Below are 17294 nucleotides of genomic sequence, written 5' to 3' on the forward strand. Positions count from 1 at the left end.
AGAGAATGTCAGCTAGAGATTTTCCCGTATTAGTCGGTGTGATCATGATTGTAGCTATGTTAATTGTACCACTGCCGACCTGGCTAATAAGTATTTTAATTTTAGTAAATATATCTCTTGCACTCCTTGTATTGTTAAATACGATGAATATGAGGGAGCCGCTGGAGTTTTCAATTTTCCCGTCCCTTTTACTCCTGTTGACTCTTTTTAGATTAGGCCTAAATGTGTCAACTACTCGTGCAATTCTGACACATGGCGAAGCCGGCGGTGTAGTTGAGGTGTTTGGATCATTTGTAGTCGGAGGAAATGTAGTAGTAGGGTTAGTTGTGTTTCTTATTCTCATTATTATTAATTTTATTGTTATTACGAAAGGTTCAGAGCGAGTTTCGGAGGTAGCGGCACGGTTTACGCTTGATGCGATGCCTGGTAAGCAGATGAGTATTGATGCAGATCTAAATGCAGGTATGATTTCAGAAATAGAAGCACGTGAGAGACGAGAAAAAGTCGGCAGAGAAGCGGACTTTTATGGTTCGATGGATGGTGCGAGTAAGTTTGTTAAAGGTGATGCGATTGCCGGAATTATTATCGTTATTATTAACTTGATATTCGGGATAATTATCGGTGTCATGCAGCTTGAAATGAGTATGGGCGAAGCAGCCGCACACTTTTCCATGTTAACAGTGGGTGATGGAATAGTCAGTCAGATTCCTGCACTATTAATCTCGACAGCAACAGGAATTACAGTGACACGGGCTGCATCGAAAGGAAATCTATCCAATGATATCATTTCACAATTACTATCTTATCCTAGTATGTTATACGTCACAGCAGGAACTATGTTTTTCTTGGGACTCTTTACACCTATTCCAGAGATAATCACTATCCCGCTGGCAGGAATTATTGCATATGGCGGATACCAAATAACGAGAACACCAAAACAGGATATCAAACAAATAGAAGAAACAGAAGAAGAAATTCAAACAGATGAAATGAAAAGTCCGGAAAGTGTTGTCAACTTGCTAAGTGTTGATCCAATAGAGTTTGAGTTTGGATATGGGCTGATTCCTCTTGCTGATGCCAGTCAGGGGGGAGATTTACTCGATCGCGTAGTGATGATTAGACGTCAACTGGCGATTGAACTTGGACTTGTGATTCCAGTCGTCAGAATCAGGGATAATATTCAGCTGAATCCCAATGAATACAGATTGAAGATCAAAGGGAATGAAATGGCGAGGGGTGAATTATTGCTCGATCATTATTTAGCAATGAGCCCTGGGGTTGATGATGAATCAATAGAAGGAATTGATACAATTGAACCGTCTTTTGGACTCCCCGCTAAGTGGATTGCAGAAGATATGAAAGAAAATGCAGAAATGATGGGGTACACAGTAGTCGATCCGCCAAGCGTGGTTTCAACCCATTTGACAGAAATTATCAAAGGGAATGCTCACGAACTGTTAGGACGTCAAGAAACGAAACAACTAATTGACCATCTGCGTGAAACAGCCCCGATCCTCGTAGACGAAGTCACACCCAGTCCGTTATCAATCGGCGAAGTACAAAAGGTTCTGTCTAAGCTATTAAAGGAAAAGGTTTCGATTAGAAATTTACCAATCATTTTTGAGACATTAGCTGATTATGGAAAAATTACTTCAGATGCCGATTTATTGAATGAATATGTAAGGCAGAACTTAGCTAGACAAATCACCAACGCATTGTCAGTTGGTAATGACAGTTTAAAGGTGGTTACATTGTCCGGTCGTGTTGAAAAAATGATTGCTGATGCGGTTCAGCAGACTGAACACGGTAATTATTTATCATTGGATCCAAATGATTCACAAGCCATTCTTGAATCGATTGCGTCGAAATTGGAGGAGCTCACTCTAATGGAGCAGTCTCCTATCGTTTTATGTTCACCTGCTGTCAGGATGTATGTTCGGCAGATGACGGAGAGGTACTTTCCACAAGTTCCAATTCTTTCATACAACGAATTAGAAGCAAATGTTGAAGTTCAAAGTGTCGGGGTGGTGAATGTAGAGTGAAGGTGAAAAAATATGTAGCTTCTTCAATGTCAGAAGCCATGAAAAAAATCAGGGAAGAGCTAGGCAGTGAGGCGGTTATTTTAAGTTCAAAACCCGTTTTTTCCAATGGATTTATTGGTTTATTTAAAAAACGGAGTATAGAGGTGGTTGCTGCTATCGATCCACCGCCTTTTAGACAGCCTACACAAAAGCAGAAACAAAAGATACCTCACAAAAAACCGGCTGAGAGACCCTCAGTATACGAAATTAAAACAGATCAAAAGTTGCAGCAAACGACTCAGCAGGAATTAGTCAAAGATGTTGCTGATATAAAAAGTATGATTCAATCTTTTGGTAAACCCAATTCTGTACATTATCCGCCCGCTATTCAGCAGGTAAGCAATATACTAAGCGAACATGAAGTGAGTTCGCTATTACAGGACGAATTTTTGGGAAACATCATAAAAAAATGGCATGAAAACCCTGGGGAAAGTGATGTAGAGACAGTAAATTCCTGGTTAGAAGCTGAACTAGTAAAAAAAATATCAGGGATATCTAACTGGGGTGCACAGTTTCAAAAAAAATTCATAAGTTTTGTAGGTCCTACTGGTGTGGGGAAAACGACCACCCTTGCAAAAGCAGCTGCCGATTCCATTTTGATACACAATAAAAAGGTAGCCTTCATTACTACAGATACTTATCGGATTGCTGCGATCGATCAATTAAAGAAATATGCTGAGATTTTAAATGTACCAGTTGAAGTAGCGTATAATCTTGAGGACTTTAAAAAGGCAGCAGAACGGTTTGCTGATTATGATGTAATTTTTGTAGATACGGCGGGTCGTAATTTTAGGAATCAGGAATATGTTGAAGATTTAAGTCGAATCATCGAGTTCAATACTGAAATGGAAACATACCTTGTACTGTCCTTGACTTCAAAAGAAAAGGATATGGATGATATATATCACCAATTTTCTTTAATTAAAATAAAACAAACTATCTTTACAAAAGCGGATGAAACGTCCACATACGGCACAATGCTCAACTTTATTATTCGTCATCAGGTTGGTGTTGCCTATCTAACAAATGGACAGGATGTGCCGAATGATATTGAGACTGCTAGTCCTGAATTAATTGCTAGTAAAATCCTTGGTAAGCAATATGAGTGATCAGGCGGAAAATTTACGATTGAAATTAATGCAAAGGAACAACAGTCAAGCGAAAGCAGTTGCTATAGTTAGTGGGAAGGGCGGGGTAGGGAAATCAAACTTCTCGTTGAACTTCGCCATTTCTTTAGCGAAATTAGGAAAGCGCGTCCTGTTATTTGATATGGACATAGGGATGGGGAATATCGATATATTAATGGGGAGGAATACTGAATTTACCATCATCGATTTTTTTGAAAAGCAGATTCCATTAAAAGAAATTATTTCAACAGGACCAGAGAATATATCCTTTCTTGCAGGAGGATCTGGACTGACTGATCTGTTCTCGCTCGAGGAATCAGCATTTAAACGGTTTTTGGCTGAGTTAACTCACTTGACGGGCCAATATGATTATATTCTTTTTGATATGGGGGCAGGCATTAATCAAGACTCTAGTAAGTTTCTTTTGTGTGTGGATGAGTTAATTGTCATCACTACCCCTGAACCTACTGCGATAATGGATGCATATTCTATGATGAAGTACCTGAATTCAATCAATCATCTAATCCCATTTTATTTAATCTGTAATCGGGTTGAAACAACAAAAGAAGGTCAGGATACCAATAAGAGACTTCAAAATGCATTAAGAAAATTTTTAACTAAAGAGATAACTCCACTCGGATTATTACCTGACGATAAGACTGTATCACGAGCGGTAATTAAACAGATTCCCTTTATACTTTTTAATCCTGAAGCAAGGGTTTCAAAAGCTCTCATCGAAATAGCTTCTCGGTTTATCAAACAATCTTTTTCTGATGATTTAACGGTGAAAAATAGGAATTTTCTAGGGAATTTAAAAAGATATTTTCTTGGAAAGAAGGCGCACAAATGAAAAAAATTTCCGTTCTTATTGTAGATGACTCAGCTTTTATGCGAAAACTCATTTCAGAGTTTCTTACTGAGAACGAAAGAATTGAGATTGTGGGTACAGCGAGAAATGGTATAGAAGCCATAAAAAAAGTTAAGGACTTTAGGCCGGATGTGGTCACTTTAGATGTTGAAATGCCAATTATGGATGGGATTGATGCTTTAAAGAACATTATGGAGGAGTGTCCTACTGCTGTAATCATGCTTTCGAGTACAACCCAGGAAGGGACTGAAAATACCTTTACAGCGATGCACCTCGGAGCATTTGATTTTATAGCAAAGCCTTCGGGGGCTATTTCACTTGATTTACATAAAATTAAGAGTGATTTGATATCTAAGGTAATCTGTGCAGGAACTGCAAATGTTAAAAGGCTGCAACAGCCTGCCGAGAAATACGAAGTGCAAGCTCACACTACTGCTGTTATTAGTGATATCGGACCTAAAGAAATAAAGGTAAATACAGAACAGTTGTTACAAAAAAGCCAAACGGATAAAAAAATCATTTTAATTGGTACGTCGACTGGAGGCCCTAGGGCACTTCAAACGGTATTATCCAAACTTCCTTCATCTATAAACGCACCAATTCTTGTCGTCCAGCATATGCCTCCAGGCTTTACAAATTCTTTGGCAATGCGTCTAAATTCGCTATCTGCCATCACAGTCAAAGAAGCAGAGGAAGGAGAACTTATTCAAAAAGGGACAGCCTATATTGCACCAGGAGGCTATCATCTGAAAGTAAAAAAGTCAGGTAGGAGTTTGATAGTCTGTTTAGATAAGACTGATCAGCAGAATGGACATCGTCCATCAGTGGATACGATGTTTGAATCAGTAAGTGTTCTTGAAAACTATGAAAAAATTGTAGTAATCATGACTGGAATGGGAACTGATGGGGCTAATGGACTTATTACATTAAAGAAAACAGGAATAACTAAGGCGATAGCTGAATCACAGGAAACCTCCATCGTTTTTGGTATGCCTAAGGCAGCCATTGCGACAGGACTTATTGATAATATAATGGATGTTGAACAAATTGCAAAAGGTATAGACAGCTATATTTGAGAGGTGTGAATTTTATGGATATGAACCAGTATTTAGAAGTATTTATTGATGAAAGTAAAGAACACCTTCAAATGTGTAGTGAGCACTTGCTTGAGCTTGAAAAGGAACCGCAGAATCTTTCAATTGTAAATGAAATTTTCCGGTCTGCTCACACATTAAAAGGGATGTCAGCTACGATGGGATATGAAGATCTCGCTAATTTAACTCACAAAATGGAGAATGTTCTGGATGCCATTCGAAATCAGAAAACGGTGCTAACACCAGATATTTTTGATGTTATTTTTCAGGCTGTAGATCACCTTGAAGCAATGGTAATGTCAATTGCTGACGGCGGAGATGGAAAAAGAAATGTTCAAGAGGTTGTTGCAAAGTTACAGAGGATAGAGAATGGAGAATCTCCATTAAGTAGTAGTAACGATGATTTATCCCTACCTGCAGGCAATCCAGTGAAAAAACAAGAACAAGATAGCATTTATGATGAATTTGAATTGACTGTTCTTCAACAATCAAGTGACCAAGGCTTTGAAAGCTACGAGATTACTATTGAATTACGGGATGATTGCTTATTAAAGGGCGCTCGGGTATTTATGGTATTTGAAATTCTTGAAAAATCTGGTGAGGTCATTAAAACAACACCTCCAGTTGATCAACTTGAAGAAGAGAGGTTTGATCAGAGTTTTAAAGTAACTGTTGTTACAAAAGAAAGTGCAGAAAATCTTCAAAAGAAAATAATGAAAGTTTCTGAAATTGATAAAGTGATTATTACGAAGCTTGATCTTTCAGAACTTAGATTGGCTGTTACGAAACAAGAAGAAGTAGAAACGCAATCAAAAACATTAATAAGTAATCAGTCATCAGAAAAAATAGTGGAAGAAAAGAAAACGAAAAATGGAAAACCAGCAGGTAATAAGACGATTCGTGTAAACATAGAACGTCTTGATACATTATTAAACTTATTTGAAGAGCTTGTCATCGATAGAGGAAGACTAGAACAAATTTCAAAAGAGTTGGATAATCAAGAACTGCATGAAAGTGTTGAACGGATGTCCAGGGTTACCGGAGACTTGCAAAATATCATATTAAATATGAGAATGGTGCCCGTCGATACCGTATTTAATAGATTTCCAAAAATGATTCGTCAGCTGGCAAGAGATCTTAATAAAAAAGTAAATCTCGAAATTGTAGGAGCGGATACAGAGTTAGATAGAACAGTAATTGACGAAATAGGCGACCCGCTTGTTCATCTCCTTCGAAATGCAATGGATCATGGAATTGAGACGCCTGAGAATCGCTTGCAAAATGGTAAGCCGGAAGAGGGAACGATTTTCTTAAAAGCTTATCACAGCGGCAACCATGTCTTTATTGAAATAAAAGATGATGGAGCGGGTATTAAAAGAAATCGAGTTGTAACCAAGGCAATTGGGAATGGGATTTTAACTGCACAACAAGCAGATACATTGTCGGATAAGCAGGTTTATGAATTAATATTTGCTTCTGGATTCTCGACGGCTGATAAGATTTCGGATGTTTCTGGCCGAGGTGTTGGTTTGGATGTAGTTAAAAACACGATTGAATCACTTGGTGGTTCTGTAACAATTGATTCATTGGAGGGAGAAGGTTCGACTTTTCTCATTCAGCTTCCACTCACTTTATCGATTATTTCCGTTATGCTGGTAGAAATACAAAATGAAAAATTTGCTGTACCACTTACCTCTATTATCGAAACAGCTATTATTAAGAAGGCAGATATTTTACATGCGCATAACCAGCAGGTAATTGATTTCAGAGGGAAAGTACTTCCACTTCTTTTCTTAAAAGATATTATGGAAGTACCTACGGTCAAAGACGAAGATGATTTTTATTCAGTAGTGATTGTCAGAAAAGGAGACAAGCTGGCAGGATTAGTGGTAGATTCATTTATCGGTCAACAGGAAATTGTTTTAAAATCTCTTGGAGAGTATTTGACCTCAGCATTTGCTATTTCAGGTGCGACCATTTTAGGTGATGGAAAAGTCGCGTTGATTATTGATTGTAACGCGTTAATTATGTAACGAACCAAGAGTTAATTATCCACGAGTACAGGGTGCTTGATTTTCTCATTTTGCTGACATGCACGCCGTAACCTGGCAGAGGAGGACTATGAATGATAGAGCAAATTGAACAAGAAGAAATGAAAATAATTGTATTTCAATTAAAAGATAAAGAATATGCCCTGCCCGTCAATCATGTTAAGGCCATTGAAAAGATTCTTCATATTACTAGAGTGCCAAGAACTGTCCCATTTATAAAGGGTGTTATCAATCTTAGAGGCGTAATTATTCCTATCATTGATTTGCGAATTCGATTTGCACTTGATGAGCAAGTTTATACTGAACAGACGAGGATTATCATTGTTACTCTTGATGGAATGGATGCAGGGTTAATTGTTGATTCGGCGAATGATGTGATAGATATTTTTATGGATACGATCGAACCACAGCCTGATGTGGTGGGTTCTGTCGCAGATGAGTTTATTAGTGGTGTGGTTAAGCTGGATAAACGTTTGCTCATCTTATTAAATTTAGAGAAAGTGTTGAATCCGGAGGAAACCCTTCTCTCCGTCAAAGAAGGGTAAAGAGATGTACTTAGAGAAAATGTCAACATTTCAACTTAGTGTTCTTCAAGAAATTGGGAATATAGGCTCTGGAAATGCCGCGACAGCCCTCTCAACATTACTTCAAAGAAAAATAGATATGAAGGTACCAAGTGTAAGGGTCTTATCTTTCGAGGAAATGATGGAGGCTGCTGGTGGTTCGGAAATGGTGGCTGCCAGTGTCTTTCTTCGTCTCGAGGGAGAAGCACCGGGAAGTATGTTTTTTATCTTGCCCTTGAAGCAGGCAGAATTTTTTATTCACGAAGTAACAGATGAAGTGAACTTTAGTTTTACTAATCCTCCCTACTCCGAAATTGCCTTATCAGCTTTGCAGGAAGTGGGGAATATTCTATCTGGTTCCTATCTTTCAGCTCTTTCTGATTTCACGGGTCTTACCTTATTGCCATCGGTTCCTTCATTAAGTATTGATATGGTAGGGGCCACTATTAGTTACGGATTGATTGAACTTTCCCAGACGGGTGACTTGGCTATTTTGATCGATACTGTTCTAACTGAATCTGGTACTAACGAGGCTATACAGGGTCATTTTTTTCTGCTGCCCGATCCAGATTCGCTGGACATTATGTTTACTTCCTTAGGGGTATCCGGCAATGAGTGAGGTGCCGACAGTGATTAGAGTAGGTATTGCAGATATGAACCTCGTCACCTCACCGGATATCATCAGAACATGCGGTCTGGGCTCATGTGTGGGGGTAGTTATTTATGATTCAGTCAAAAAACATGCCGGACTTGTGCACGTTATGCTTCCAGATTCATCGTTATCAAGAGCTGGTCAGCTTAACGTGGCGAAATTTGCTGACACAGCCATAGTAGAGATGGTAAAAAGATTGCAGGAAAAAGGATCGCGGATTAGCTCTCTAAAAGCAAAAATAGCAGGGGGAGCACAGATGTTTCAGTTCTCAACAGGTGACTTAATGCGTATCGGTCCGCGTAATGTGGAAGCCGTTAAAGGACAATTACTTGCACTTGGAATCCCAATTCTTGCTGAAGATACAGGCGGAAACAGTGGGCGGACGATTGATTTTAATCCAGTAACATGTTTTCTTACGATTAAAACAGTAAATAAGAGAACAAAAGATATTTGAACTAGTCAAAGGTCTGGGTGTTGAAAAAGAATATTCATACAATCGATATAAATAGTTCTCTGAAATTTACGATTCGCTTACCTAAATATAGGGTATTAAGCATATATAAACAATTGGTTATTTTTTGTTATACTAGAAATAGTTGTTGGATGACAATGAAAGCTTGCAGTTTTTTTAGTGTTAGGAGGAATACCATGTCTCAACTGACTTCCGGAGAAGAGCAGTTATATTGGAAAAATTGGATCGACTGCCGTGATTCCCAAGCAGGTGACATTTTGGTGAGGAAGTATATGCCTCTTGTATCCTACCATGTTCAGAGGATTTCTGTTACCTTGCCAAAAAACGTTAGCCGGGATGATATCAGAAGCTTAGGGTTAATGGGGCTATTTGATGCCTTAGAGCGATTCGACCCGACCAGGGATTTAAAATTTGATACGTATGCGTCCTTCCGAATCCGTGGAGCGATTTATGACGGACTGCGAAAAGAAGACTGGCTTCCTCGCAGTGCGAGAGAAAAAGCAAAGAAAATAGAGGCAGCAGTTGAAAAGTTAGAGCAGCAGCATATGCGTAACATTTCACCTAAGGAAATTGCTCAAACGTTAGATATCTCTGAAGAAGAAGTATATAGTTCAATGAATGAACACTTTTTTGCCAATGTCCTTTCTATGGACGAAAGTCCGCAGGAAAACGAAGAAAAAGAGACGGGTTTTCATATCAAAGACACGAAAGCAATTCTTCCTGACGAACAGTTGGAAAAAAAGGAATTATATCAAGAACTGGCTAAAATAATTGAAACGTTAAATGAGAAGGAACAACTCGTCCTTCAATTGTTTTATAAGGAAGAATTAACTTTAACTGAAATCGGTCAAGTCATGGGGCTATCTACCTCAAGAATTTCACAGATTCATTCTAAGTCCATTTTTAAACTGCGAATTATTATGAAAAATCATGAAAAAAAGGAAGATAAAAACCAAAGATAAGGATTGGTATTTATGAGCCTGAGAGTTTTGGAATTGCAAATAGCTCTGCCTAGAACCCAAGACGCAGGGAAAATTCAGGAACAGATGCAGCGACAGAGTCAAAACCTTAATGATCAAGCAGTGGTGGAGGTACATAAGGAAGAGAAAAGAAAGCAAACAACTGTGACTAGCCAAGAAGACTTGAGAGAAGCGGCCTTTCACGAAAAGGAGTCAAGCAAAGATACTCATCTTTATACCTCCAAGAAACGTAAAAAGGATCCACAGGAAGAGGTTAATGCTGATCACCCATATAAAGGGAAAAGTATCGATTATTCCGGATAAAGAGGGGTATTATGTCAGCACTTATTCTATTTGTTCTCTTTTTAATTAATATACTCACGATTTTCGCAGTTATTGTTTTGTATGTTAGACAAGGCAATTTTACGAATCTTGAAAAACAGCAGCAATCCATTATATCTGAAATGGAAGATGTTCTTGCTGCCCATCTGATCGAGATGCAAGCAGAAAATAATGAACTTATACAGTATGTCCAGCGTATAAGTGAAAAACCGAGTAAGGAACAGGGTGAGAGGTCTGTCCATTTAGCAAAGAGTGAATCAAAAGCTGATTCCCCTTTGCAAGAATCAGTCAGAAGTCTGCCCAAAGCTCCTAATCCCTACCGTACTGTAACACCTCTAGATTCTTTGGAATTACCAGTAACCATTCAAGATAAACTAGAGCTTACGCAGTATTCTGGAAAGGGTGAAGAGAATGATTCTAAGTCACCCGAGAAAAGTTTCCGTGAGACCTTGGATAAAGAAATCAAAAACACTAGCCAAGCTCCTTTGAGTCTTGTTGAAGAAGTTGTCCAATTATCTAGTAAAGGTCTTTCAATAGAAGAAATTGCAAGAACCCTGAAAAAAGGGAAGACAGAGATTGAACTGTTATTAAGATTCAACGAAAAAGTAAAAAAATAACTTGCTTCTAAATTACAGTTATGCTATATTATGAATTGGTGTTAATACACACGTTCCGTGATTTATGCAGATGGTGCTGTTAAAACAGTTTCTGTATAGAAATGATCGGCACGGAGGAGAAACAAAACCACTTAGGAGGAACTATTAAATGTCAGTAATTTCTATGAAACAATTGCTTGAAGCTGGAGTACACTTCGGTCACCAAACACGTCGTTGGAACCCAAAAATGAAGAAATATATCTTCACTGAGCGTAACGGCATTTACATTATCGATCTTCAAAAAACTGTGAAGATGGTTGATGTAGCTTATAACTTCGTTAAAGATATCGCTGCTAACGGAGGAACTGTTCTTTTCGTTGGTACTAAAAAGCAAGCTCAAGAATCTGTTAAAGATGAAGCTATCCGTTCTGGTATGTTCTATGTTAACCAACGTTGGTTGGGCGGAACGCTTACAAACTTTGAAACAATTCAAAAGCGTATTAAGCGTCTTAAAGATATCGAAAAAATGGAAGAGAACGGAACGTTTGAAGTTCTTCCTAAAAAAGAAGTTATTCAACTTAAAAAAGAATTAGAACGCCTTGAAAAATTCTTAGGCGGAATTAAAGATATGAAGGGCATTCCTGATGCTATTTTCGTTATCGATCCTCGTAAAGAGCGTATTGCTGTAGCAGAAGCACATAAATTGAACATTCCACTTGTTGGTATTGTTGATACTAACTGTGATCCGGATGAAATTGATGTAATCATTCCTGCGAATGATGATGCAATCCGTGCAGTTAAGCTTTTGACTGGTAAAATGGCTGATGCGATTTTAGAAGCTAAACAAGGTGAAGAAACAGCAGCAGAAACAACTACTGCTTAATCATTTCTACCAAAAAAAAGGTGATAAGAGGATAATGCCTTTTATCACCTTTTTTTGGCTAATGATTACCTGCCATATAACGGGCAGACGTTATTCACATCTAATTTTATGATTACATTTTAGTTACATATAAATGAGGAGGATTTTAAAGATGGCTATTTCAGCTCAGTTAGTAAAAGAACTTCGTGAAAAAACAGGTGCAGGGATGATGGACTGCAAAAAAGCATTAGTAGAAACAGATGGAGATATGGAAAAAGCAATTGATTTCCTTCGTGAAAAAGGAATTGCTAAAGCAGCAAATAAAGGAGATCGTATCGCTGCTGAAGGATTAACTTCTATTCTTGTTAAAGGAAACGAAGCAGTTATCCTTGAAGTGAATTCTGAAACTGACTTTGTTGCTAAAAACGAAGGCTTCCAAACGCTTGTTAAAGAGCTTGCTGAATTCCTTCTTGCAGAAAAACCTGCAAGTGTTGAAGCAGCACTTGAGTACACATTAGCGAATGGTGCAAAAGTAAATGACCACATCAATGCAGCTGTTGCAAAAATTGGTGAAAAATTAACGCTTCGTCGTTTTGTAGTTATGACAAAAACAGACAGTGATTCATTCGGCGCATACCTTCATATGGGCGGAAGAATCAGTGTGTTATCTGTTATTGAAGGTTCAACAGATGAAGAGGCAGCTAAAGACGTTTCAATGCACATCGCTGCTATTAAACCATCTTATGTATCACGTGACCAAGTGGATGCAAGTGAACTTGAGCGTGAGCGTGAAGTGTTGACACAACAGGCGTTAAACGAAGGAAAACCAGAGAAAATTGTTGCTAAAATGGTTGAAGGCCGCATTAACAAATTCTATGAAGAAATTTGTGTTAACGAACAAGCATTCGTTAAAAACCCTGATGTAAAAGTTGGCGCATTCGTTGAATCTAAAGGCGGAAAAATCCGTGAATTCGTACGTTTTGAAGTTGGCGAAGGAATCGAAAAACGCCAAGAAAACTTTGCAGAAGAAGTTATGAACCAAGTTAAAAAGGACTAATTGACTAACATGTTTGAATAGGGAGCACACTAGTGTTCCCTATTTTTGAACAACCAGGACCAGACCCGCAAAGAGCGGGATAAAAGATTACATAGTTGGAGGTTCATATGAGCTCTAAATATAAACGTGTCGTATTAAAACTAAGCGGTGAAGCACTTGCCGGTGAAGAAGGTTTTGGAATCAATCCTTCTGTCATTAAATCAATTGCACAACAAGTCAAAGAAATTGCAGAATTAGATGTAGAGGTTGCTGTTGTCGTAGGCGGCGGAAATATTTGGCGCGGAAAAATCGGCAGTGAAATGGGAATGGACCGGGCTAATGCTGATTATATGGGCATGCTGGCGACAGTCATGAACTCACTCGCTCTGCAAGACAGCCTAGACCAGCTTGGTGTTGAAACACGCGTTCAAACTTCTATCGAAATGAGACAGGTAGCAGAACCTTATATTAGACGCCGGGCTATAAGACATCTTGAAAAAAAGCGAGTGGTTATATTCGCTGCCGGAACTGGTAATCCTTACTTCTCTACAGATACAACTGCCGCTCTTCGCGCAGCTGAAATTGAAGCCGATGTTATTTTAATGGCTAAAAACAATGTTGATGGTGTTTACAGCGCTGATCCAGTTAAAGATAAGAATGCAGTTAAATACGATGAGCTTTCTTATCTAGATGTATTAAAAGAAGGTCTTGAAGTGATGGATTCTACTGCATCTTCACTTTGTATGGACAATGATATCCCATTAATCGTGTTTTCACTCATGGAAGAGGGAAATATTAAACGTGTCGTTCTAGGTGAAACTATAGGAACGATCGTAAGGGGGAAATAATATGCCAAAACAAATAATTGCCAACACTAAAACAAAAATGGAAAAAGCGATTGGAGCTTATACTCGTGAGTTAGCTACGATCCGTACTGGCCGTGCGAATGCTTCTCTTCTTGATAGAATCAGCGTGGATTATTATGGTGCACCAACTCCGATTAACCAAGTTGCTGGGGTATCTGTTCCAGAAGCCCGACTTTTGGTCATTCAGCCATATGATAAGACGATCTTAGGCGATATTGAAAAAGCCATTCTTAAATCTGATTTAGGGTTAAATCCTTCTAATGATGGATCGATTATCCGTATTGGAATTCCTGCTTTAACTGAAGAGCGTCGTAAAGATTTAGTTAAAGTGGCGCGTAAAGAATCAGAAGAAGCAAAAATTGCGATTAGAAATGTACGTCGTGATGCCAATGATGATCTTAAAAAGCTTGAAAAAAGCAGCCAAATTACTGAAGATGAGTTGAGAACATATTCAGAAGAAGTACAAAAAATGACAGATAGTCATATCAGTAAAATTGATGACATCACGAAAGATAAAGAAAAAGAAATTATGGACGTGTAACTGAACAATTGCTTCTAAATAAGGGCTGGATGCTAAAGAATGGAAAAAAGACATGATGGATTTATGATGCCAAAATAGACGAAAGGATACTTTCCTTTCGTTTTTCAGGGGTATCATACATCTTAAAGCTTTTTCCATTGATTTAGGTCCGGCCTTTTTAAGTTAGATCTCCTTATTAATTACAGGGTGACTGTGATGAAGTTGACATATTTCGTCTGTTGTGAGATTTTTTTTCATCATAATAATAGGATAAGGTAAATTTTTTTGTTATTATTATATGGATTCTGTAATTCTTTTTACATAATACAGAGAACTAGAAAATATGGTTGAGATAGAGTACAACTTAATGGGGGACACTAGCATGTATTCACTATGGAAGCGTTGGTGTAAAAAGGATGCTTCTTCTGCTTTAGACCAAAGAATTATGGATATAAAAAAATGCGAAGTGCCGCAGCATATAGCCATTATTATGGATGGTAATGGTCGTTGGGCGAAGAAACGAGCACTTCCGAGAATTGCTGGACATCACGAAGGCATGAAAACTGTAAAAAAAGTGACGAAGCTCGCCAATCAATTAGGTGTAAAAGTCCTAAGTGTTTATGCGTTTTCTACTGAAAATTGGAAACGACCAAAAACTGAAGTAGACTTTTTAATGAAATTACCCCAAGAATTTCTCGGAACGTTTCTTCCAGAGCTTATTTCTGAAAACGTACGAGTGGAGATGATCGGTGATAAAGATTCACTTCCTGCTCATACAATTGCAGCTGTAGAGAAAGCAATGGAGGAGACCAAGGATAATACCGGTATGATACTCAATTTTGCGTTAAATTACGGAAGTCGGGCTGAAATACTTGCTGCGGTTAATAAGGCGGCACAGGACATTAAGTCTGGAGGCATCGAATCTGATATCACTGAAGAAGTGTTTAATCGTTATTTAATGACGGATAAATTATCAGATCCTGATTTATTAATCCGAACAAGCGGTGAAATCCGGTTAAGTAATTTTATGCTATGGCAGTTGGCTTATTCTGAACTCTGGTTTACAGATGTACTTTGGCCAGACTTTAAAGATGAGCACTTAGTAGAAGCGATTGAAGTATATCAAAAGCGTTCTCGCCGCTTTGGCGGTGTGTAGTTTAGAAGGTGAGGAAATAACTAGTTATGAAACAACGAATTATCACGGCTGTTATAGCAGCAGCAGTATTTCTGCCAATTATCATAGCAGGCGGCCTGCCGCTTTTAGCTTTAGTGTATTTAATGGCCACTATCGGTTTATATGAATTAATCAGAATGAAAAAAACACCTTTATTTTCTGTTCCTTCGGTGATTTCCTTTATTCTATTATGGATCCTGCTTCTTCCTGCCGATGGTGAGATTCTCAACTATTTGACTTCTCATGGGTACGATAAGAGTCAAATGGTGTTAATAGGAATATTGCTGTATTTACTAGCTTCTGTTATTACGAAGAATAAATTTACGTTTGACGACGCAGGATTTATGGTGATTTCTGTCTTATATGTAGGTATGGGCTTTTATTATTTATTCGAGACACGTGAAGTGGGAATTATGTATATATTCCTTGCGCTCTTTACCATCTGGGCTACGGATTCCGGTGCGTATTTTATTGGGAAGGCGTTTGGGAAAAACAAACTTTGGCCGACAATTAGTCCTAATAAAACCGTTGAAGGTTTTGTAGGAGGAATTATCTCTGCTCTTGTGGTAGGTGTGCTGTTCTTATTATTTACGGACATGAGCGCTGTCAAATTGCTGACAATGAGTATTGTTATAGCTATTTTCGGACAATTGGGCGATCTTGTACAGTCCGCATATAAACGTCATTATGGGGTAAAGGATTCAGGGAAAATCCTTCCGGGTCACGGAGGCATACTTGATCGGTTCGACAGTTTACTTTTTATCCTGCCGATTCTGCATTTTTTACATTTTTTATAAAAAAGTTCTATTAGCGGTATTGAATGACGTATCATTAATTGGACATCATTTTGGTCAGGAGATGAACAGGAATTGAAATGTATTAGTCTTTTAGGAGCAACAGGATCAATAGGGAAGCAAACGGCAGCAGTTGTCAGGGAGCATCCTCAAGATTTCAAGATTGTTGCTTTATCTGCCGGCAGAAATATTAATCTAGTAAGAGAATATATTCTTGAATTCAAGCCGGAGCTTGTTTCAGTCCAAGAAAAAAGTGATTATGATCAGTTAAAGAGTGAATTTTCAAAAGAGGGAATTGCCTTCACCTATGGTGATGAAGGATTAGTTGAAACGGCTGTATATCATCGAGCGGATGTACTTGTGAATGCAGTAATTGGCAGTGTTGGATTATTTCCAACTCTCGAAGCAATTAAAGCGGGAAAAGACATTGCCATAGCCAATAAAGAAACATTAGTAACGGCAGGTCATCTTGTGATGGATGCGGCTAAACAAGCTGGTATAAGCCTGCTTCCGGTTGATAGTGAGCATTCTGCAATCTTTCAAGCACTACAGGGTGAGCAGGAAAAAAACATTGAACGATTGATTATTACCGCTTCGGGGGGTAGTTTCAGAGATCGAACACGTGAACAGCTGGCTGGGGTCACGGTTGAAGAAGCCTTGAACCATCCGAATTGGTCAATGGGTGCAAAGATTACGATTGACTCAGCAACAATGATGAACAAGGGGCTTGAAGTCATAGAGGCTCATTGGTTGTTTGATTTGCCATATGAAAAAATTGATGTACTTCTACATAAAGAAAGCATTATTCACTCAATGGTTGAATTTCATGATTCCAGTGTGATGGCTCAGCTGGGCAGTCCAGATATGCGGGTTCCGATTCAGTATGCCTTAACCTATCCGGATCGTCTGCCTCTTGCTTCAAGCAACCGGCTGAATCTTGCGAAGCTTGGATTGCTTCATTTTGCAGAGATGGATTTTAATCGTTATCCATGTTTGCGTTTTGCTTATGAAGCAGGTAAAATAGGCGGCACGATGCCAACTGTGATGAATGCAGCGAACGAAGTAGCTGCGGCTGCTTTTCTTGATGGGAAGGTAACTTTCTTAGGGATAGAAACGCTGATTGAAAAGGCAATGAATCATCATACGGTGATAGCTGTACCAGATTTAGCAACCATTCAAGAAGTTGATGAAAGTACCCGTCAGTTGGTCCATACACTAGTAAAAGAGAGGTGAGAAA

The 17294-nt window shown here is 38.6% G+C and carries 18 protein-coding genes; all 18 read left to right on the forward strand.

Features of this window, described 5'->3' with window-relative positions; genetic code table 11:
* The first annotated feature begins 5 nt into the window (after positions 1 to 5).
* The 18 genes from flhA to dxr all read left to right on the forward strand — a co-directional run bounded on the left by flhA (position 6) and on the right by dxr (position 17290).
* Complete coding sequence (flhA, locus tag MHI18_RS18970) at positions 6 to 2042, forward strand: flagellar biosynthesis protein FlhA (protein ID WP_340849677.1); 2037 nt, start codon at positions 6 to 8, stop codon at positions 2040 to 2042.
* The gene (flhF, locus tag MHI18_RS18975) at positions 2039 to 3190 is read left to right on the forward strand and encodes a flagellar biosynthesis protein FlhF (RefSeq protein ID WP_340849679.1); all 1152 of its coding nucleotides are present in this window, start codon (positions 2039 to 2041) and stop codon (positions 3188 to 3190) included. Before flhA ends, flhF begins: the two co-directional genes overlap by 4 nt.
* Positions 3191 to 3218: 28 nt before the next feature.
* Positions 3219 to 4058: a MinD/ParA family protein gene (locus MHI18_RS18980; protein WP_340849681.1), complete on the forward strand. Its 840-nt coding sequence runs from the start codon at positions 3219 to 3221 to the stop codon at positions 4056 to 4058.
* Complete coding sequence (locus tag MHI18_RS18985) at positions 4055 to 5152, forward strand: protein-glutamate methylesterase/protein-glutamine glutaminase (RefSeq protein ID WP_340849682.1); 1098 nt, start codon at positions 4055 to 4057, stop codon at positions 5150 to 5152. Before MHI18_RS18980 ends, MHI18_RS18985 begins: the two co-directional genes overlap by 4 nt.
* A 14-nt stretch (positions 5153 to 5166) precedes the next feature.
* Positions 5167 to 7203 carry a chemotaxis protein CheA gene (locus MHI18_RS18990; protein WP_340849684.1) on the forward strand — a complete coding sequence of 679 codons (2037 nt, stop codon included), beginning with the start codon at positions 5167 to 5169 and terminating at the stop codon, positions 7201 to 7203.
* 92 nt (positions 7204 to 7295) lie between these two features.
* Entirely contained in the window at positions 7296 to 7766 is a 471-nt protein-coding gene (locus tag MHI18_RS18995; protein WP_340849686.1) for a chemotaxis protein CheW, read from the forward strand.
* Positions 7767 to 7785: 19 nt separating this feature from the next.
* Positions 7786 to 8403 carry a chemotaxis protein CheC gene (locus MHI18_RS19000; protein ID WP_340849688.1) on the forward strand — a complete coding sequence of 206 codons (618 nt, stop codon included), beginning with the start codon at positions 7786 to 7788 and terminating at the stop codon, positions 8401 to 8403.
* The gene (locus MHI18_RS19005) at positions 8396 to 8890 is read left to right on the forward strand and encodes a chemotaxis protein CheD (protein WP_340849690.1); all 495 of its coding nucleotides are present in this window, start codon (positions 8396 to 8398) and stop codon (positions 8888 to 8890) included. Before MHI18_RS19000 ends, MHI18_RS19005 begins: the two co-directional genes overlap by 8 nt.
* Before the next feature lie 194 nt (positions 8891 to 9084).
* Positions 9085 to 9870: a FliA/WhiG family RNA polymerase sigma factor gene (locus tag MHI18_RS19010; protein ID WP_340849692.1), complete on the forward strand. Its 786-nt coding sequence runs from the start codon at positions 9085 to 9087 to the stop codon at positions 9868 to 9870.
* A 12-nt stretch (positions 9871 to 9882) separates the two neighbouring features.
* A complete protein-coding gene (locus MHI18_RS19015) occupies positions 9883 to 10191 on the forward strand; it encodes a hypothetical protein (RefSeq protein WP_340849693.1) in 309 nt (102 codons plus the stop codon).
* 11 nt (positions 10192 to 10202) lie between these two features.
* Positions 10203 to 10826, forward strand: a complete 624-nt coding sequence (locus tag MHI18_RS19020) for a hypothetical protein (protein WP_340849695.1) — start codon at positions 10203 to 10205, stop codon at positions 10824 to 10826.
* 148 nt (positions 10827 to 10974) lie between these two features.
* Positions 10975 to 11688, forward strand: coding sequence for a 30S ribosomal protein S2 (gene rpsB / locus MHI18_RS19025; RefSeq protein WP_340849696.1), 714 nt, complete (start codon positions 10975 to 10977; stop codon positions 11686 to 11688).
* A 151-nt stretch (positions 11689 to 11839) separates the two neighbouring features.
* Positions 11840 to 12724: a translation elongation factor Ts gene (tsf, locus tag MHI18_RS19030; RefSeq protein WP_340849698.1), complete on the forward strand. Its 885-nt coding sequence runs from the start codon at positions 11840 to 11842 to the stop codon at positions 12722 to 12724.
* A 107-nt stretch (positions 12725 to 12831) separates the two neighbouring features.
* Positions 12832 to 13551: a UMP kinase gene (gene pyrH, locus MHI18_RS19035; protein ID WP_340849700.1), complete on the forward strand. Its 720-nt coding sequence runs from the start codon at positions 12832 to 12834 to the stop codon at positions 13549 to 13551.
* A gap of 1 nt (position 13552) precedes the next feature.
* The gene (gene frr, locus MHI18_RS19040) at positions 13553 to 14110 is read left to right on the forward strand and encodes a ribosome recycling factor (RefSeq protein WP_340849702.1); all 558 of its coding nucleotides are present in this window, start codon (positions 13553 to 13555) and stop codon (positions 14108 to 14110) included.
* A 361-nt stretch (positions 14111 to 14471) separates the two neighbouring features.
* On the forward strand, positions 14472 to 15245 hold the full coding sequence (locus tag MHI18_RS19045) for an isoprenyl transferase (RefSeq protein WP_340849703.1): 774 nt from the start codon (positions 14472 to 14474) through the stop codon (positions 15243 to 15245).
* A gap of 26 nt (positions 15246 to 15271) precedes the next feature.
* Complete coding sequence (locus tag MHI18_RS19050; RefSeq protein ID WP_340849705.1) at positions 15272 to 16060, forward strand: phosphatidate cytidylyltransferase; 789 nt, start codon at positions 15272 to 15274, stop codon at positions 16058 to 16060.
* 72 nt (positions 16061 to 16132) lie between these two features.
* On the forward strand, positions 16133 to 17290 hold the full coding sequence (gene dxr, locus MHI18_RS19055; protein WP_340849707.1) for a 1-deoxy-D-xylulose-5-phosphate reductoisomerase: 1158 nt from the start codon (positions 16133 to 16135) through the stop codon (positions 17288 to 17290).
* Positions 17291 to 17294 lie beyond the last annotated feature (4 nt).

This window comes from Peribacillus sp. FSL H8-0477 (genome assembly GCF_038002765.1).
GTDB lineage: Bacteria > Bacillota > Bacilli > Bacillales > DSM-1321 > Peribacillus.

Bases quoted from the DNA above. Each gene is read 5' to 3' on its own strand.
- MHI18_RS19010 (WP_340849692.1), top strand. From the start codon at position 9,085: ATGTCTCAACTGACTTCCGGAGAAGAGCAGTTATATTGGAAAAATTGG.
- MHI18_RS19050 (WP_340849705.1), top strand. From the start codon at position 15,272: ATGAAACAACGAATTATCACGGCTGTTATAGCAGCAGCAGTATTTCTG.
- MHI18_RS19045 (WP_340849703.1), top strand. From the start codon at position 14,472: ATGTATTCACTATGGAAGCGTTGGTGTAAAAAGGATGCTTCTTCTGCT.
- MHI18_RS18995 (WP_340849686.1), top strand. From the start codon at position 7,296: ATGATAGAGCAAATTGAACAAGAAGAAATGAAAATAATTGTATTTCAA.
- pyrH (WP_340849700.1), top strand. From the start codon at position 12,832: ATGAGCTCTAAATATAAACGTGTCGTATTAAAACTAAGCGGTGAAGCA.
- flhA (WP_340849677.1), top strand. From the start codon at position 6: ATGTCAGCTAGAGATTTTCCCGTATTAGTCGGTGTGATCATGATTGTA.
- MHI18_RS19000 (WP_340849688.1), top strand. From the start codon at position 7,786: ATGTCAACATTTCAACTTAGTGTTCTTCAAGAAATTGGGAATATAGGC.
- MHI18_RS19005 (WP_340849690.1), top strand. From the start codon at position 8,396: ATGAGTGAGGTGCCGACAGTGATTAGAGTAGGTATTGCAGATATGAAC.
- MHI18_RS18985 (WP_340849682.1), top strand. From the start codon at position 4,055: ATGAAAAAAATTTCCGTTCTTATTGTAGATGACTCAGCTTTTATGCGA.
- rpsB (WP_340849696.1), top strand. From the start codon at position 10,975: ATGTCAGTAATTTCTATGAAACAATTGCTTGAAGCTGGAGTACACTTC.
- MHI18_RS18980 (WP_340849681.1), top strand. From the start codon at position 3,219: ATGCAAAGGAACAACAGTCAAGCGAAAGCAGTTGCTATAGTTAGTGGG.
- MHI18_RS18990 (WP_340849684.1), top strand. From the start codon at position 5,167: ATGGATATGAACCAGTATTTAGAAGTATTTATTGATGAAAGTAAAGAA.
- MHI18_RS19020 (WP_340849695.1), top strand. From the start codon at position 10,203: ATGTCAGCACTTATTCTATTTGTTCTCTTTTTAATTAATATACTCACG.
- MHI18_RS19015 (WP_340849693.1), top strand. From the start codon at position 9,883: ATGAGCCTGAGAGTTTTGGAATTGCAAATAGCTCTGCCTAGAACCCAA.
- tsf (WP_340849698.1), top strand. From the start codon at position 11,840: ATGGCTATTTCAGCTCAGTTAGTAAAAGAACTTCGTGAAAAAACAGGT.
- frr (WP_340849702.1), top strand. From the start codon at position 13,553: ATGCCAAAACAAATAATTGCCAACACTAAAACAAAAATGGAAAAAGCG.